Source organism: Streptomyces sp. NPDC003720, assembly GCF_042875075.1.
In the GTDB taxonomy this organism is placed as follows: domain Bacteria; phylum Actinomycetota; class Actinomycetes; order Streptomycetales; family Streptomycetaceae; genus Streptomyces.
In genome coordinates this window covers 167577-181849 of record NZ_JBIANZ010000001.1, presented here as the reverse complement: position 1 = coordinate 181849, position 14273 = coordinate 167577, and the positions used below count along the sequence as shown (strand labels likewise).

Sequence of the window (14273 nt, the reverse complement as noted above, 5' to 3'; positions counted from 1 at the left end):
CCGCGCCGGTCACTCCACCGCGGCGGCGGGATTCGTGTCCGGCCGCCGCTGTCGACCACGTGCGCGACCTGGCCCTGGAACGTCCCACTCGCCACGTGCGGCCGCGCCATCCCGAGGCCCGAGCCGGCTGCGGTGGCGGGGACATCCCACGTCCGGGGGTGTTCCGATGGCGCACCGGTCGTTCGCCACGGACGATGAGGGCGAACCCTCGGCACGGCCACCCCCGGAGGTAATCGGGTGCGGACTCCTCCCAAGAATCACGTCAGCTTACGGCCGAAGGTGCAGCGGCCGTGCCTGAACACCTGGCAGTCCCGGCTGAGCGTGGTGGTGATGCTGCTCGTCCTTCTCGGGACGACGGTACTGCTGGGCTGGTTCGGCATCGGCAACTTCGCCCATGCCCTGACCTTCCCCGGTCGCCTCACCGGCGCCGTCCTCATCGTGGTCGCGTTCACCACACTCCTGGCCGCGGGCGCGGTTCTGGACTACTGGATCCGGCACAGCTTCCAGTACTCCGGCCTGCTCGTGCTCGTCGGCGTGTTCGCGGCGCTGCTGACCAACGCCATGCTCCTGCTCAGGACACTACGGAGCGGCGATTCCGTGACCTTCCAGGCACTGTTCGGCGCACTCGTGGCGGGGTCCGCGTGGGCTGTCTTCGCCGTGTGGCGGACGTCGGTCACGATCCCCGCGCCGAAACGGGTGGCCGCTGCCCTGGTCGTCTCCTCGGTCCTCGCCGTCGCCAACTTCGGCTACCAGAACCTCTATTTGCCGAACCGGCGTCAGGCCAGGCCTCTGATCACGTTGTCCGTGGGGAAGGCGGTGCCGAGCAAGGACCGCAAGGCGTTCGCGGTTCCGGTCGACATCACGATCCAGAACCGCGCCGATGTGGGCTTCTACGTGCTCGGCACCGAATTTCACGCCATGGGGGAACGAGTACGGCTGAGCCCCAGGGACCGTCTCCGCGAACAGTGGCGAAGGGACGCCCAGCAATGGGCCAGGTCCTCAGGCGAGATCAACCCGCTCTCCCGCAGGGAGATTCGCCAGCCCGGCGAGATGATGGAGGCGAAACCTTGGATGTCGCAGGGAGACTGGATCGAATCGGGTGACGCCTTCACCACGCGTGCGGTGGTCCAAGTACCCGTGGACACCCCTTACGACCAGGTTGCGTTCTACGCCACCGCGAAACTCGCGCGCAAGGACCAGATCGTGCTGGACCCACCGATCGAATTCGTGACGACCTCCTGGGGTGGTCGCGATGTCGCGTCATGGGTGAAGGACCAGCAGAAGAGCGGCCAGGACTCCCTCGTCTACCGAGCTCGGGTGCACGAGAACAACGCGATCGACGAGAACACCAGAGACCCTCGTTTCGTCTTCGTCTACTGGACGTTCGGCCGCCACGGTGCGGGCGTGCAGACGAGCGTCACTCGCGAGGGAGCGGACGAGAGCAACAAGCTCTCCGGGCAGGAGCAAAGGGAGCTGGTAAGCCGCTACGGCCTCACCGACATCGCTGCCGGCCCAGTTGAGCGCACCCTCTGGGACATCAAGAGCCAGCGTTGAGCCGCTCCAGCCAGGCGACCAGGGCGAGGGAGCTGTTCACTCGGTCCCAGGAGTAGGAGTCCCCGGTGCCGAGTTGGGCCTCGCGTACGGCTTGGCACAGGGTTTCCACGTCGAACATCTCGGCGATCAGCGGATGCCGGGCGGAACGGCACAGGGCGATGAGTTCCTCGCCGTGTGCCCGCAGGCCGCGGGCGTAGAGGTCGTCGAAGGGGACCTTGCACGTCCTGCCGGCGATCGGGGCGGGGAGCAGGTCCGCCATCGCCGCGCGCAGAACGGCTTTGGGGCGGCCGGGCTCGAACGTGACCGAGGCGGGCAGGCCGCTCATCGTGGCGATGACGTCCGGGTCGAGGAAGGGGTGCGAGAGGAGGAACCCGTCCCGTGGCGCCCGCTGCCAGGACAGCGGGTCGGGTGCGGCGGCGTAGTTGGCGGCGTCGTACAGGGACAGTTCCGGTCTTCTTCCGAAGACGAAGCGGCTCTCGGCGGCACCGGCCTGCCGGTAGCCGTGTGCCCGCGCGAAGCCGGGCCGCAGCCATCCGGGGCGGTTGAAGGTGCCGAGGCCGCCGAGCACCGTGCCGCCGCCGGCCAGGGCGGTGACGCGCTCGGCCGCGAGCGGAAGGGCCGGCTGGACCACGTAGGCGTGGACCACGTCCCGCAGACCCCGCTCGCCGCCCGCGGCCCAGGCCCGTGCCTGCCGGGTCATCTGCCGCAACCGGCCCGTGCGGGCCAGCCGGTGCAGGAGGTACGGGTTGGCGTCGGCGACCGGGTCGGCCCCGCAGCCGGTGAGGAGGGTGTCACAGCCCAGCCCGGCGGCCGCGGCGTGGAGCCTGCTCCAGAACGGAGCGCGGAAGGCGTGCGGATGCGGCTCGTCCGCGTCTCCCGCGAGGTGCTCGAAGTCGTCGAAGTCGGCCACGTCGTCGGCGTCGACGACCAGCGGGCGGGCGGAGGGCGCGCAGCGGCGGATCCCTCGCATCGCCAGGTCCAGGTAGGGCCGTTCCGCGGCCAGCTCGCCTTGGGTGAAACGCCCGGCGAGCAGGACGAGTTGTCCGCGGTCGTCGTGCTCCTCGGCCAGCAGGCGTGCGGCGAGCAGTGCGACGCTGGTGGAGTCGGTACCGCCCGACACGTGACATGCCGTCGCGGTGCCCATACGGCGGCCGACCGCGTTCTCCAGGGCCAGCCGCAGCTCCTTCGCGGCCTGCCCGCGGGTGAGTCCGTCGGCTGCCGGCTGGGGCGGGCAGGTGGCCCGGCGGACGCGGCGCAGCGTACGGCCGCGTATCCGGCCGGTGCGGGAGAGCTCCACGACCTCTCCGCCGAGGACGCGGTGGACGCCGGTGAAGGGGGTGAGGTCCGTGTGCGGTTGTGCCAGGTTGCCGGTCAGGTAGCGGCAGAAGTAGCGCGGGTCCAGTGCGGCGGCGCTGCCGAGGCCGCGCGCCGCGGTGCCGGCGGCGGTCACGCGGCCGGAGGACTCGCTGAAGAACAGCGGTACGCGTGCCTGCTCGTCGCGCAGCAGCAGGACGCGGTCGCCGTACACCAGGACGGCCGCGTAGTCGCCGGGCGGCAACGGCGGGCCGGCTCCCGGCCGGCCGAAGGCGTCGAGGAGATCGCGCGCGCCCGCCTCCCGGTCGCGGGCCGAGCCGGTCCAGCCGACGACGGCCGCGGTCCCGGCCGGTGAGGAGACGGTCGTCACGAGGCCCTGACGGGTCATGGCGCGGGCCGTCCGCAGTCTCGGCGCGCCCCCGGCCCACTCGAGGCGCAGCGCGTCCATGTCACCGGCCCCAGCAGTCGATCGCGAGCACCGATGTGAAGGCGTGCCCGCGCGGATCGGCGTCGGGGATGCACACGCCCGCCGACTCGGTCCAGGCGTGCATGGCGAACGGGTGCTCGCGCACACCGACGTGCAGGACGGCCTCCAGGCCGCTGCGCCGCAACAGGACGAAGGCCGTCACCGCCTCGGACTTGCAGTCGCCGTTGACGAGCCAGCTGTCCCTGCTGTGCGTCCGCACCGCCTGCTTCAGCCGGGCTACCTCGTCGGCGGAGGGGGCGTCCGCACGGGCGTAGCCGGGCGCGGCCAGGGACATCATCCTGAGGACGCGCCCGAATCCGGCGGTCCGGATCAGCAGGTGCACCCCGCGCAACCAGGTCCCGACGACCGCTTCGGCCCGGGGCGTCCGGCGGTCCGTCGCGCACCCGGCGCGTCTCAGGGCGTCGATGAGTTCGGCGCGTTCCACGGGGCTTCCCTCGGTCAGCTTGCGGACGTCCGCCGCCGCCATGCCGATGAAACGCGTCCGCTTCCAGTCCGCGATGAGGGCTCCGTCGGACATCGCGGTGACGCGGCAGTGCGGTGACAGAAGCCTTGCCATGGCCGCCAGGGCCCGGGTGTCCTCTGTCACCGCACTTCCTCCAGGATTCAACCGCGAACGGTGTCAGGGCTGGTAACCGTGACCGTCGTACATTCCGCCACTGAAGCCCCGGATGAGACGGCCGTCGCCGAGAAGGACGAGCCGGTGCGGCCTACGACGCCGCAGCAATCGGAGAAACATCGCCCACCTCCAGAATCAGGCAGGACCGATCAAGTTCCACGCTACTCCGCCCGCAATGCCCCGCAACCGGATCACGGGCGACCGCTCGGCAGCGCGGAGAGTGAGACGACGCGTCGTCAACAGCTGCGATTCCGGGCGAGGTTGAGATACGCCTACGTTCGGCGACTGCCGGGGTCGCGACCCGCCGGTTCGCGGAGCACGATGGAAACAGGGGTGCGCAGGGGACGCACGCGAGCGGGGGGGGACGAATCAGGGGGGCTCCGCCCCGCGAGCCGGAGGGCCGTCCGCGGGGCCGGCCGAGGAGACCAGCGATGGGTCAGCCTGAAATCCGGCTGGGCGGCATCGAATCGGAGAACCATCCGTGGAAGATCCGCCTCGTCGAGCATCCGAAGCGCTTCGAATCGTCACACTTCCGGGCCGCCAAGGCGACGGCCCGGAAGATCCTCCACACCATGGACGACGCCGACCTGCCCTACGGACCCCGGCCCCTGGCGGCCGATGGGGGGGCCGAGGCGGGGGCGGCGAACTCCGAGCGGTGGGAGATGCACCACGGCGGCAGCCTGTGGGTGAAGGGGGCGCGCGGCTGGCTCATGTACCGCGCGCGGGTCGGCATCGAGTGGAGCATGCAGTTCTGCGCCGACCCGGCGAAGGTGGACCGGCTGCGGCTGGACGCCGCCGAACTGGTCGACGCCTTCCCGCTCACCCTGCCCGCCCTGGCGGAGCTGGGCTACGAGCGGGCCGAGGACCTGCTGCGCACGCCCATCGAGGACGCCGACGCCGTCGAGGCGTGGACCGACTCGCTGTTCAACTCCTGCGTGCCCCTGAGCCACGGCAACCACCAGGGCATCCTCCCGAGCGTGCCCGGCGAGCACCATTACCCCTGGCCGGTCAAGGGCGCGGACTTCGTCCGATACGACGACTTCCAGCTGTGGGTGACGCTGCCCGACGGCACCCATGGCGCCGTGGCGCCGGTGGACCGGCGTGGTTCGGGAGACGGGCATGTCCGGCTGGCCTTCGTCCCCGAGGGAAGCGTCGCCGCGCCGGCGGTCGCGGAGGCCCAGGAACGCGGGCTGATGGCGGTCCTGCCGGCCAACAGCGACGTGGCCATGCAGGCGTTCGCCCTGCAGGTCGCTCCGGGCCGGCGCACGGCCTCCGGTCCGCTGGCGCCGCGCGCCCGGCGGGATGGCAGTCGCACGTCCGCCTGACGGGCTCGACGTATCCGCCTGGCGTGTTCGACGCGCCCGCCTGACGGCTTGACGGGCACGGCGCGAGTCCGGTCGGCGGCCGGTTCAGGGGCGCACTCGTCGATCACTCGGATGGCATGACTCAAACTCGCATCGCTTCTGCGCGCTCAGGGTTGGCGATGCCCTCGTCCTCCAGGCAGTGACGGAGGCGGTCGAGTCCGCGCCGGGTGTGGCTCTTGACGGTGCCGAGCGGCCAGCCGGTGACGTCGGCGATCTGCGTCTGGGTCAGGTCCTCGTAGTAGGCCAGGTGCAGCACCTGGCGCTGCGGGGTGCTGAGCTGGCGCAGGGCCCGCCCGACGACCATCCGGTCAAGGGCGGCCTCGGGCTCGCCGGTGTCGTCGCGGCTCTGGGCCGGGGGCTGCTCGGCGGCCGCCGCCACGAGCCGCGCGCGCCGCGCACGGGCGGCCAGCGCGTCGGCCACCTTCCGCCGGGTGATGCCCACCAGCCAGGCGGCCGGGGTGCCGCGCTCCGGCGTGTAACCGTGCCGGCCGCGCCAGGCGTCGGCGAACACCTGCTGGGCCACGTCCTCGGCGTCCCTCGCGTCGCCGAGCGCCCGCTGGGCCAGTCCGTGGACCAACCCGCCCCACCGGCGGTGGATCTCGGCCCAGGACGCGTCGTCGGCGGTGGGCGTGGGGCCGTCCCCCGTCGCCGGCGGCAGGCCGGCGGCGCGGGGGCCGACGGTGACTACGGAGCCCGATACAGCCGCGATACGGTCCATGACCACGTCTCTCCTCGTGAGCCCGGTGTGCGTCGTCGGTGTCCCGCGGCGCCCCTCCGGCCAGCGGCCCGGCCCGGTTCTGCACCGTGCCCGCGTCCTCCGCTGTCCGTGTCTCCACCCTGCGCGGGGTACCCCTGGTCCCACAACTCGCATCGATATCGCATCGAGTACCCTGGGACGCGCGAACGGGAAGCGGGACGGGCGGGCCTACGGGTCCTCGGAGCGACGGGCTGACGGTCATGAGTGAAGTGGACGTGGCGGAGGCGGCCGGCCTGACCACGGGCGCGGTGGCCCGGCGCCTGGGTGTCTCCCCCACCACGCTGCGCTCCTGGGACCGGCGCTACGGGCTGGGACCGGCGTCGCGGTCGCAGGGGCGGCACCGGCGCTGGAGCCCGCAGGACGTGGCGATGGTCGAGGAGATGTGCCGGCTGGCGGCGACCGGCGTGGCCCCCGCCGAGGCGGCACGCGTGGCCCGCTCCACGCACGGCGAGGGGGCCCCGCCCGCGGCGACGGTGCCGGCCGCCCCTGCCCCCGCCCCGGAGCCGGTTCGGCCGCCCGAGACGGCCGGCCGGCGCGGCGGTGCCGGCGGCGGACTGCCGCTCGGTGACGTGCGCCAGGAGTGCCGGGGGCTGGCCCGGGCCGCGGTGCGGCTGGACGCGCCGGAGCTGGAGAGCCGGCTGCTGGACGCCGTCAGGCAGCACGGGCTGACAACGGCGTGGGAGGAGGTGATGGTGCCGACGCTGCGGGCGGTGGGACGCAAGTGGGAGTCGTCGGGCGACCGTTACGTGGAGGTGGAGCACCTGCTGTCCTGGCAGATCTCCACCGCGCTGCGCCGCGCGCCGCTGGTGCTGCCGCGCCCCGCCGATGTCACCGGCACCGAGCCGGTGGTACTGGCCTGCGCGCCCGGCGAGCAGCACTCGCTGCCGCTGGAGGCGCTGGACGCGGCGCTGGCCGAGCTGGGCGTGCCGACGCGCATGCTGGGCGCCGCCGTGCCGGTGGAGGCGCTGCTGGCCTGTGTCCGGCGCACGGGCGCGGTCGCCGTCGTGCTGTGGGCGCAGACCCGCTCGACGGCGTCGGGACCGCTGGCCCGGCACGTGGCGGGTCTTCAGTGGGGCCCGTCGGGCGCCCGCAGGCGTCCCTTCGTCCTGCCGGCGGGCCCGGGCTGGGACCGCAGGGCGGCCGGAGACTTCCCACGCTGCGGCGGCCTGCGGGACGCGGTGCGGACGCTGGGCGGCCTGTACTGCGTGGAGGGTGCTTCTCGGTCCACTCGGCGCGGGTGAGCTACTTGTTCGGCCGGGCCGGGGGGTGAGCGTCACGGTCCGCTGGGCTGAGACCTCATCGCGGCCCGCGTGCACGCCCCGCGGCCGCCCTTCCACGCGTCCAAGTGTCCAGGGACTTGCCGTCGGACCGTTGGCGCCGTTCTCCCCGGCCCGGCTCATGCCACGCGTCACGACCGCCGCGCGCCACGGCCGCCGGCCGACGCAGCCCGGACCGGGCACGGGGCGCCCGGGGCACGAGCACACGGCGTTCGTCCCGGGCCGCAGGGCCCGGGTCGCTCGTCACGCCGGGTACGGGTGGCGCGTTCCGGGTGGCGCAGCGGGCCCGGGCCTGTGGTCACCCGGGGAAGCGTCCCGTGGAGCGCAGTTCCCAGCGTCGTTCGGCGTAGGCCAGGTCGTCGCGCCAGAGGCGGCCCGCCGCGAAACGCATGACGGGGCGGAGCAGCGGGGCGGTGCGGCGGGCGAGGGCGAAGCCCGGGCGCTCGGAGGTGGCCAGCACCGCCTCCACCACCGCGGTACGCGGCCTGCCCTGGCTGTCCGGGCCGAGCGGTGTCGCGTGCGTCTCCACGACGGAGCCCTCCCCCTCGCCGCCGGTGATCCGCATGACCACCGTGCGCGGTCCGGGGGCGGTGAACACGGCGCGGACCGGTACGACGAGGCGGCCGGCGACCTTGAAGGAGACGTCGACCGTGAACGCGTCCTCGGCGTCGTCCCGCCCCGGGGCGTCCACGACGGTGAGGTCGACGAAGGAGTACGGGTGGAACCAGGCCCCGTGCCAGGGGTCGAGTCGGTTGGCGACCACGTCGGCCGGTTCGCAGACGCCCTGCCCCGTGTAGACGGCGGTCAGCGCGCCGGCCACGGCGGGCCGCTCCGGCACCGGCGGCCGGGAGGTGGCTTCCTCGCCCCCGACGTCGTCCAGCCGCACCCACAGCAGTACCCCGTCGTCGTACGCCGGCCAGGGCTCCCAGCCGCCGAACGGAGCGCCGTTGAGGGCCAGTCCGTGCCAATGGCAGACAAGGGTGCCGCACCGCACCGGGCTGTCCCGCAGCGGCGCGCCCAGGTGCGGGCAGACGCCGGGGCCGGCGACGAGCCGGTCCTGCACGTCGCGCCAGAGCACGACCTCCTGGCCGGCGACGGAACGGGCCAGCGGGCGGTCCTTTGGCAGGTCGCGGGAGGCGCCGACGACGAACCAGTTGCCGCTGGGCCGCTGCTGCGCCCGCTTGAGCGCGTCGGCGATGAGCGCGGGCCGGGCCTCACGCCACGTCGGCCGCTGGCGTTCCCACGCCACGGGGTCGCGCCGCAGGCGCAGGGGCAGGCGGGCTCGTCGGAACGGACGATCGGGCATCACGCGGCCTCCTCGCAGCGTACGGACGGGTGAAGTGCGCGGGCGGACCCACGGCGGGCCCCCGGGCGGACCGCCGCCACCCGCAGCGGGGACAGGCCGTCCGCGGCGACCAGCGCGCCGCGCCCGCACGGCAGCGCGGCGCCACACGCGACCGCCTCACAGCCGGGACACACACGCAGACCGGCTCGGCGGAGCCGACGACCCGGCATCACGCGGCCTCCTCGCACGGTGTGGAGGGGCGCGGGGCACGGGCCGGTTCGCGGCGGGCCGCCAGGCGGGCCGCGGCCACGCGGAGCAGGCCGTCCGCGGCGACCAGGGCGCGGCGTCTGCGGGGGACCGCCGCGCGGCGGTTCAGGGCCGCCCAGCCGGTGTCGGCCACGGCGTCCAGGATGCCGCCGTAGAGCACGAACGCCGTGCGGATGCAGGGGCGGGCGACGGGGTCGAGCATCGGTACGCCGGGCGCGGCTCGCCGGTAGGCGGCGCGGGTGAGGTCGGCGAAGGCGCGCAGGGCCTCGGTGACCCGGCCGTCGGTGCGGCCGTCGTCCCGGCAGCGGCGCAGCAGCTCGCGGTCGACGCCGTGTGCGGCGAGCAGGTCCTGGGGCAGGTAGATCCGGCCGCGGTCGAGGTCCTCCCCGACGTCTCGGAGGAAGTTCGTGAGCTGGAAGGCGACGCCCAGTTCGGCCGCGTACGGGGCGGCCTCCTCGCGTGGCACGACGGTGCCGAGGACGGGCAGCATCTGCAGGCCGATCACCGCCGCCGAGCCGTGCATGTAGCCGCGCAGCGCCGCGTAGTCGGCGTACTCGGTGACCGTCAGGTCGCTGCGCATGGAGGCCAGGAAATCGGTGAAGTGGCGCGGGTCGATGGCGTAGCGGCCGCTGGTGTCGGCGAGGGCGGTGACCACCGGCTCGGTGCTGTGTCCGCCCGCCAGGCCCCGGATCAGGTCGGCGCTCAGGCGGTCCAGGGCGGCGGCCCGCCGCGCCGCCACGTCGCCGGTGGGGGCGCCGGGGCCGTCCGCGAGCGAGTCGACGATGTCGTCGGCCCAGCGGGCGAAGCCGTACAGGGCGTGCACGGCGGGCCGCCGGTCGGGGGGCAGCAGGCGGGTGGCGAGGAAGTAGGTGCGGCCGTGCCGGGCGTTCAGTTCCCGGCAGCGGGTGTAGGCGGCGCGCAGTCCGGGGTCGGTGATGCGAGCGGCGTCCAGCTCGCGGGTGGTCATGGCCGTACTCCTTCGGCGGTCCGCCGGGCGTCCCGGCGGGTGGTGGTGCGGATGCGGGCGCCGCCGGTGACGCGGGCCGCGGCCAGCTTCCCGGACAGCAGGACGGGCGGGACGCCCACGCCGGGTGTGGTGCCGCAGCCGGCGAGGACGGCGTTGGCGGTGCCGCGAACCAGGTTGCGCGGGCGGAACGGGCCCGTCTGGGCGAAGGTGTGCGCGGCGGAGAACGGTGTGCCGGCGGCGTGTCCCTGCGAGCTCCAGTCGGCGGGGGTCACCAGGCACTCCTCCTCGATGGCGGACGCGATGCCCGTGAGGCCGCGGCGGTCGAGTTCGCCGAGCAGGCTGTCGCGGTAGCGCGCGCCGAGGTCGGGCCAGTCGGCGCCGTCCGGACCGATGTCGGTGTTGGGGCACGGGGCGAGGACGTAGTGCAGATGGCGGCCGGGCGGGGCCAGGCCGGGGTCGGTCGCGGTGGGCCGGGTGATCAGCAGGGAGGGGTCGCTCATCAGCTCACCGGTGTGGGTGAGTTCGCGGAAGGTGCGCCGCCAGGCGTGGCCGAAGGACAGGGTGTGGTGGGCCAGTTCGGGCCAGGTGCGGTCGCAGCCGGCGTGCAGGATCACCGCCGACGGGGAGTGCCTGAGGCGTGCGGGGCGGCGCGGGGAGCGGCCGAGCAGGCGGTAGGTCACCGGCAGGTCGGGGGTGAGGACGACGGCGTCGCAGGGGATGCGCTGGTCGTCGGTCACCACGGCGGTGACGCGCTCGCCTGAGCGTTCCAGGCGGGTCACCCGCTGCCCGTAGTGGAACGTCGCCCCCGCCTCGGCCGCCGCCTCGGCCATGGCCCGCGGCAGGGCGTACATGCCGCCGCGCGGGAAGTACACCCCGGCGACGGTGTCCATGTAGGCGATCACCGCGTAGGCGGCCATCGCCCGCTCCGGCGGTACGCCGGCGTACAGGGCCTGGAAGGAGAAGACACGGCGCAGCCGCTCGTCGCGTACGTGGCGGCCGATCTGCGCCTCCCAGCGGCCGAAGCCGCCCAGTGCGGCGAGCCGGACCAGGTCGGGGCCGAGCAGTTGCAGCGGCGAGTCGAAGTCGGCGTCGAGGAAGCGGCCCCGCTCGGCCTGGTAGAGCTGCCCCAGCCAGTGGCGCAGCCGCCGGTAGCCGGCCGCTTCGGCGCCGCCGGCGAACCGCTCGATCTCCGCCTCCATCGCCTCGGCGTCGGTGTGCACGTCGAGGGTGCTGCCGTCGGCGAAGCGCGCCCGGTAGGCCGGATGGAGCTCGATCAGCTCGACGCGGTCGCGCAGCGAGGTGCCGACCGCGGCGAACGCCTCGTCGGCGATCTCCGGCATGGTGAGCACGGTGGGCCCGGTGTCGATCAGGTAGTCGCCGAGCTCCATGCGGCCGGCGCGCCCGCCGGGCCGGGGGTCGCGTTCGACGACGGTGACGCGGCGGCCGGCGCCGAGCAGGTGCAGCGCGGTGGACAGGCCGGCAAGGCCTGCGCCGACGACGACCACGTGGTCGGTGGGTCCAGCGATGTTCCGCGTCACCGGCCCGCCTCCGTTCCGGCGGCGGCCAGGGCGCCGGGTCGCGGGGCCGCGGCGGGCTCGGGCACCTGGCCGGCCGTTCCGGTGATCTCCGCAAGCAGGCCGCGCAGCCGGGCGGTCGCGCCGGGTTCCAGGGAGGCCTCGCCGAGGTGGCGCAGGGAGCGCCGGGTGAGCCGGGCGATCCGCGCCTCGACGTGGTCGCGGGCTCCGACGGCGACGAGCACCTCGCGTACGCCGGCCAGTTCGCCGTCGGTGAGGTCGGCGCGGCCCATCGCGTGCTCGAGCACGCCGAGCGCGTGCCGGTCGCCGGCCGCGTCGGCGAGGGACCGGGCCACGGCCAGCGGGTAGGTCGGGGTGCCCTCGCGCACGTCGCCGCCGGACGGCTTGCCGGTGATCCGGGGGTCGGCGAAGAGGTCGTCGAGGTCGTCCCGCAGCTGGAAGGCGAGGCCCGCGCAGCGTCCCGCGCGGCGCAGGGTCCTGACGGTGAGGTCGTCGGCTCCGGCGAGCACCGCGCCCAGGTGCAGGGGCCGTTCCACCGTGTAGAGGGCGCTCTTGAGGCATGCGGCCCGGATCGACCGGGCCGGGGTGCCGGACGACACGGCCTGGCCGCGCACGTCGAGGTACTGGCCCGCCACCATCTCCGTGCGCAGCGCCCGCCACACCTCGTGCAGCCGGTGCGCGGCGTCGCGGGGCAGCCCGGGGTCCAGCAGCAGCCCGGACAGGACGTCGTCCGCCCAGGCCAGGGCGAGGTCGCCGGCGAGCACCGCGGTGGACGCGCCGAGCCGCTGGGCGGCGGGACCCGCCGCGGCACCGGCGTACTGCTCGGCCACGTCGGCGTGCATCGCCGGTTCGCCGCGGCGGGTGGGCGCCTGGTCCATCAGGTCGTCGTGGACCAGGGCGCATGTCTGGAGCAGTTCCAGCGCCGCCGCCGTGCGCAGCGCCACCCGCACCTGCGCCGGGTCCCCGCCGCCGCAGGCGCGCAGCGACCACCACAGGAGCCGGGGCCGGATGCGGCGGCCGCCGCGCCGGGTGAAGCGGGCGGTCCGCTCGGCGACGTCCCGCGCGAACACCGGGTCGAGCCCGTGGCAGCCCGCGAGGCGGTCGGCGAGCAGTTCGCGCAGTTCCCGGCCGACGGCGCCGGCCACGTCCTCGTCGACGTCGCGGGCGCCGCCGGGTGCGGCCCCTTCCCCGGTGTCGTCGGAATCGGCCACGGCGGGCGGCCTGCGCGGCGGGTCTGCCGTGAGACGGCCGATCGCCTGGGTGGAACGCATCGCGGATCCTCTCGCCGGTCGGTGAGCCGGACCGCCTGTCGGCGGGCCGGCCGGGTCGCGCTGTGCCGGCACCGGTCGCGTCGGGTGCCGGCACGGTCGCGACCGGTACGTCGTCGTGACACATTCCGCGCGGGTCGCCCCGCCGGATGCGCCATTCGGTGGACATGCCGGCGCCATGGGTAACCACCCGCACGACACGCTCCCGGCTGCATCCGCCGGGACCGGTGCGCGGGAAGACTGGCCGGATCCGCCGGTCCGCCGAGAGAGCTGCGGAGAGAGCCGCCGTGGAGGGAGCCGCCGTGGAGGTGGAGTCGGACGTCGCCGTCGTGGGCGCCGGGGCCGCAGGGCTGTCGCTGGCGCTGCGGCTGGCCCGCCCGCCCGCGGACGGGCGCCGGGTGACGGCGGTGCTGCTGGCCGCGCCACCGGGGCCGTTCCGCGCGGCACGGCGCACCTGGTGCTTCTGGGAGGCGGGCGCGGGGCCGTACGACGAGGCGCTGACGGCCTCCTGGCAGCGGCTGCGGGTGCGGTCCCGGGACGGACGGACGGTGGACGCGGCCATCGCGCCGCTGCGCTACAAGATGCTGCGCTCCGACGCGCTGGAGGAACTGGCCGGGCGGGCGCTCGCGGAGAGCCCGTGGGTGACGACCGTGGAGGCCGTCGCCGAGCGGGTCGAGTCCGCGCCCGGCGGTGCGGTGGTGCACGCGCGCCGGGCCGACGGCGGCCAAGTGACGGTGCGCGCCCGCTGGGTGTTCGATTCACGGCCGCCCGAACGGCTGCCACCGGCCCGCACGACGCTGCTGCAGCACTTCCGCGGCTGGTTCGTGCGCACCCGCCGCCCGGTGTTCGATCCCGGCGTCGTGGAGCTGATGGACTTCCGCACCCCGCAGCCCGCGCACGGCCTGTCCTTCGGCTACGTCCTGCCGACCGGCCCCCGGGAGGCGCTGGTGGAGTACACCGAGTTCTCCCGCAGCCCGCTCGGCCGGGACGCCTACGACCGCGCGCTGCGGCACTACCTCGGCGATGTGCTGGGCGCGGGCGACCACGAGGTGCTGGACTGCGAGCAGGGTGTGATCCCGATGACGGACGCGGACTTCCCCCGCCGGACCGCGGCGTCCGTGTTCCGCATCGGCGCCGCGGCCGGGGCCACCCGGCCCGCGACCGGCTACACCTTCAGCGCCGTGCAGCGCCAGACCGGCGCGGTGGCCGCGGCCCTGCACGCCGGGCGCCGCCCCGTGCCGCCGCACGCCCACTCGGCCCGCTCCCGGCTCATGGACGCGGTCCTGCTGCACGCCCTCGACCACGGCCGGGTGGACGGTCCGGCCTTCTTCACCCGCCTGTTCACCCGGGTGCCCGCGCCCCGCCTGCTGCGTTTCCTCGACGGGCGCACCGGCCTCGCGGAGGACCTCTCCATCGGGCTGCACGTGCCCGTCGCCGCGATGCTCGGCTCGGCGCTCTCCCTGCCGTTCGCCCCGCGACGCAGCGCCCCGGCGACCTGACCCCCTCACCACCCGGTCCATGTCCCCGACCCGCGTGACCGACGACCCCCGCCGGCCCTGCACCTGACGACCCCGCACCTGAC

The 14273-nt window shown here is 74.9% G+C and carries 11 protein-coding genes; 4 read left to right on the top strand and 7 right to left on the bottom strand.

What is annotated here, in order from left to right; genetic code table 11:
* The first annotated feature begins 330 nt into the window (after window positions 1–330).
* On the top strand, window positions 331–1554 hold the full coding sequence (locus ACFYU0_RS00925) for a hypothetical protein (RefSeq protein ID WP_351660312.1): 1224 nt from the start codon (window positions 331–333) through the stop codon (window positions 1552–1554).
* On the opposite strand, the gene ACFYU0_RS00920 is transcribed toward ACFYU0_RS00925, so the two are convergent.
* Together ACFYU0_RS00920 and ACFYU0_RS00915 are read right to left on the bottom strand one after the other, a co-directional pair.
* A complete protein-coding gene (locus ACFYU0_RS00920; protein WP_389296837.1) occupies window positions 1538–3316 on the bottom strand; it encodes an asparagine synthase-related protein in 1779 nt (592 codons plus the stop codon). The genes ACFYU0_RS00925 and ACFYU0_RS00920 overlap by 17 nt on opposite strands.
* A 1-nt stretch (window position 3317) precedes the next feature.
* Entirely contained in the window at window positions 3318–3941 is a 624-nt protein-coding gene (locus ACFYU0_RS00915) for a lasso peptide biosynthesis B2 protein (RefSeq protein WP_389296835.1), read from the bottom strand.
* Between the two features lie 461 nt (window positions 3942–4402).
* Between ACFYU0_RS00915 and ACFYU0_RS00910 the strand changes: the two genes are divergently transcribed.
* A complete protein-coding gene (locus tag ACFYU0_RS00910; protein ID WP_389296832.1) occupies window positions 4403–5296 on the top strand; it encodes a DUF6424 family protein in 894 nt (297 codons plus the stop codon).
* A gap of 121 nt (window positions 5297–5417) precedes the next feature.
* Here ACFYU0_RS00910 and ACFYU0_RS00905 read toward each other — a convergent pair whose 3' ends face one another.
* A complete protein-coding gene (locus ACFYU0_RS00905) occupies window positions 5418–6053 on the bottom strand; it encodes an RNA polymerase sigma factor (protein WP_389296831.1) in 636 nt (211 codons plus the stop codon).
* Between the two features lie 239 nt (window positions 6054–6292).
* Between ACFYU0_RS00905 and ACFYU0_RS00900 the strand changes: the two genes are divergently transcribed.
* Window positions 6293–7333 (top strand): MerR family transcriptional regulator, encoded by a 1041-nt coding sequence (locus tag ACFYU0_RS00900; RefSeq protein ID WP_389296829.1) that lies wholly within the window; start codon window positions 6293–6295, stop codon window positions 7331–7333.
* Between the two features lie 334 nt (window positions 7334–7667).
* Here ACFYU0_RS00900 and ACFYU0_RS00895 read toward each other — a convergent pair whose 3' ends face one another.
* The 4 genes from ACFYU0_RS00895 to ACFYU0_RS00880 form a co-directional block, all read right to left on the bottom strand.
* Window positions 7668–8675: a DUF5914 domain-containing protein gene (locus ACFYU0_RS00895; RefSeq protein ID WP_389296827.1), complete on the bottom strand. Its 1008-nt coding sequence runs from the start codon at window positions 8673–8675 to the stop codon at window positions 7668–7670.
* Between the two features lie 208 nt (window positions 8676–8883).
* A complete protein-coding gene (locus ACFYU0_RS00890) occupies window positions 8884–9888 on the bottom strand; it encodes a phytoene/squalene synthase family protein (RefSeq protein WP_351660293.1) in 1005 nt (334 codons plus the stop codon).
* The gene (crtI, locus tag ACFYU0_RS00885; RefSeq protein ID WP_351660290.1) at window positions 9885–11426 is read right to left on the bottom strand and encodes a phytoene desaturase family protein; all 1542 of its coding nucleotides are present in this window, start codon (window positions 11424–11426) and stop codon (window positions 9885–9887) included. Before crtI ends, ACFYU0_RS00890 begins: the two co-directional genes overlap by 4 nt.
* The gene (locus ACFYU0_RS00880) at window positions 11423–12694 is read right to left on the bottom strand and encodes a polyprenyl synthetase family protein (protein WP_351660288.1); all 1272 of its coding nucleotides are present in this window, start codon (window positions 12692–12694) and stop codon (window positions 11423–11425) included. The genes crtI and ACFYU0_RS00880 overlap by 4 nt, the downstream gene beginning before the upstream one ends.
* Before the next feature lie 299 nt (window positions 12695–12993).
* Here ACFYU0_RS00880 and ACFYU0_RS00875 point away from each other — a divergent pair, with 299 nt between their 5' ends.
* Window positions 12994–14190, top strand: coding sequence for a lycopene cyclase family protein (locus tag ACFYU0_RS00875; protein WP_389297938.1), 1197 nt, complete (start codon window positions 12994–12996; stop codon window positions 14188–14190).
* Window positions 14191–14273: the final 83 nt, after the last annotated feature.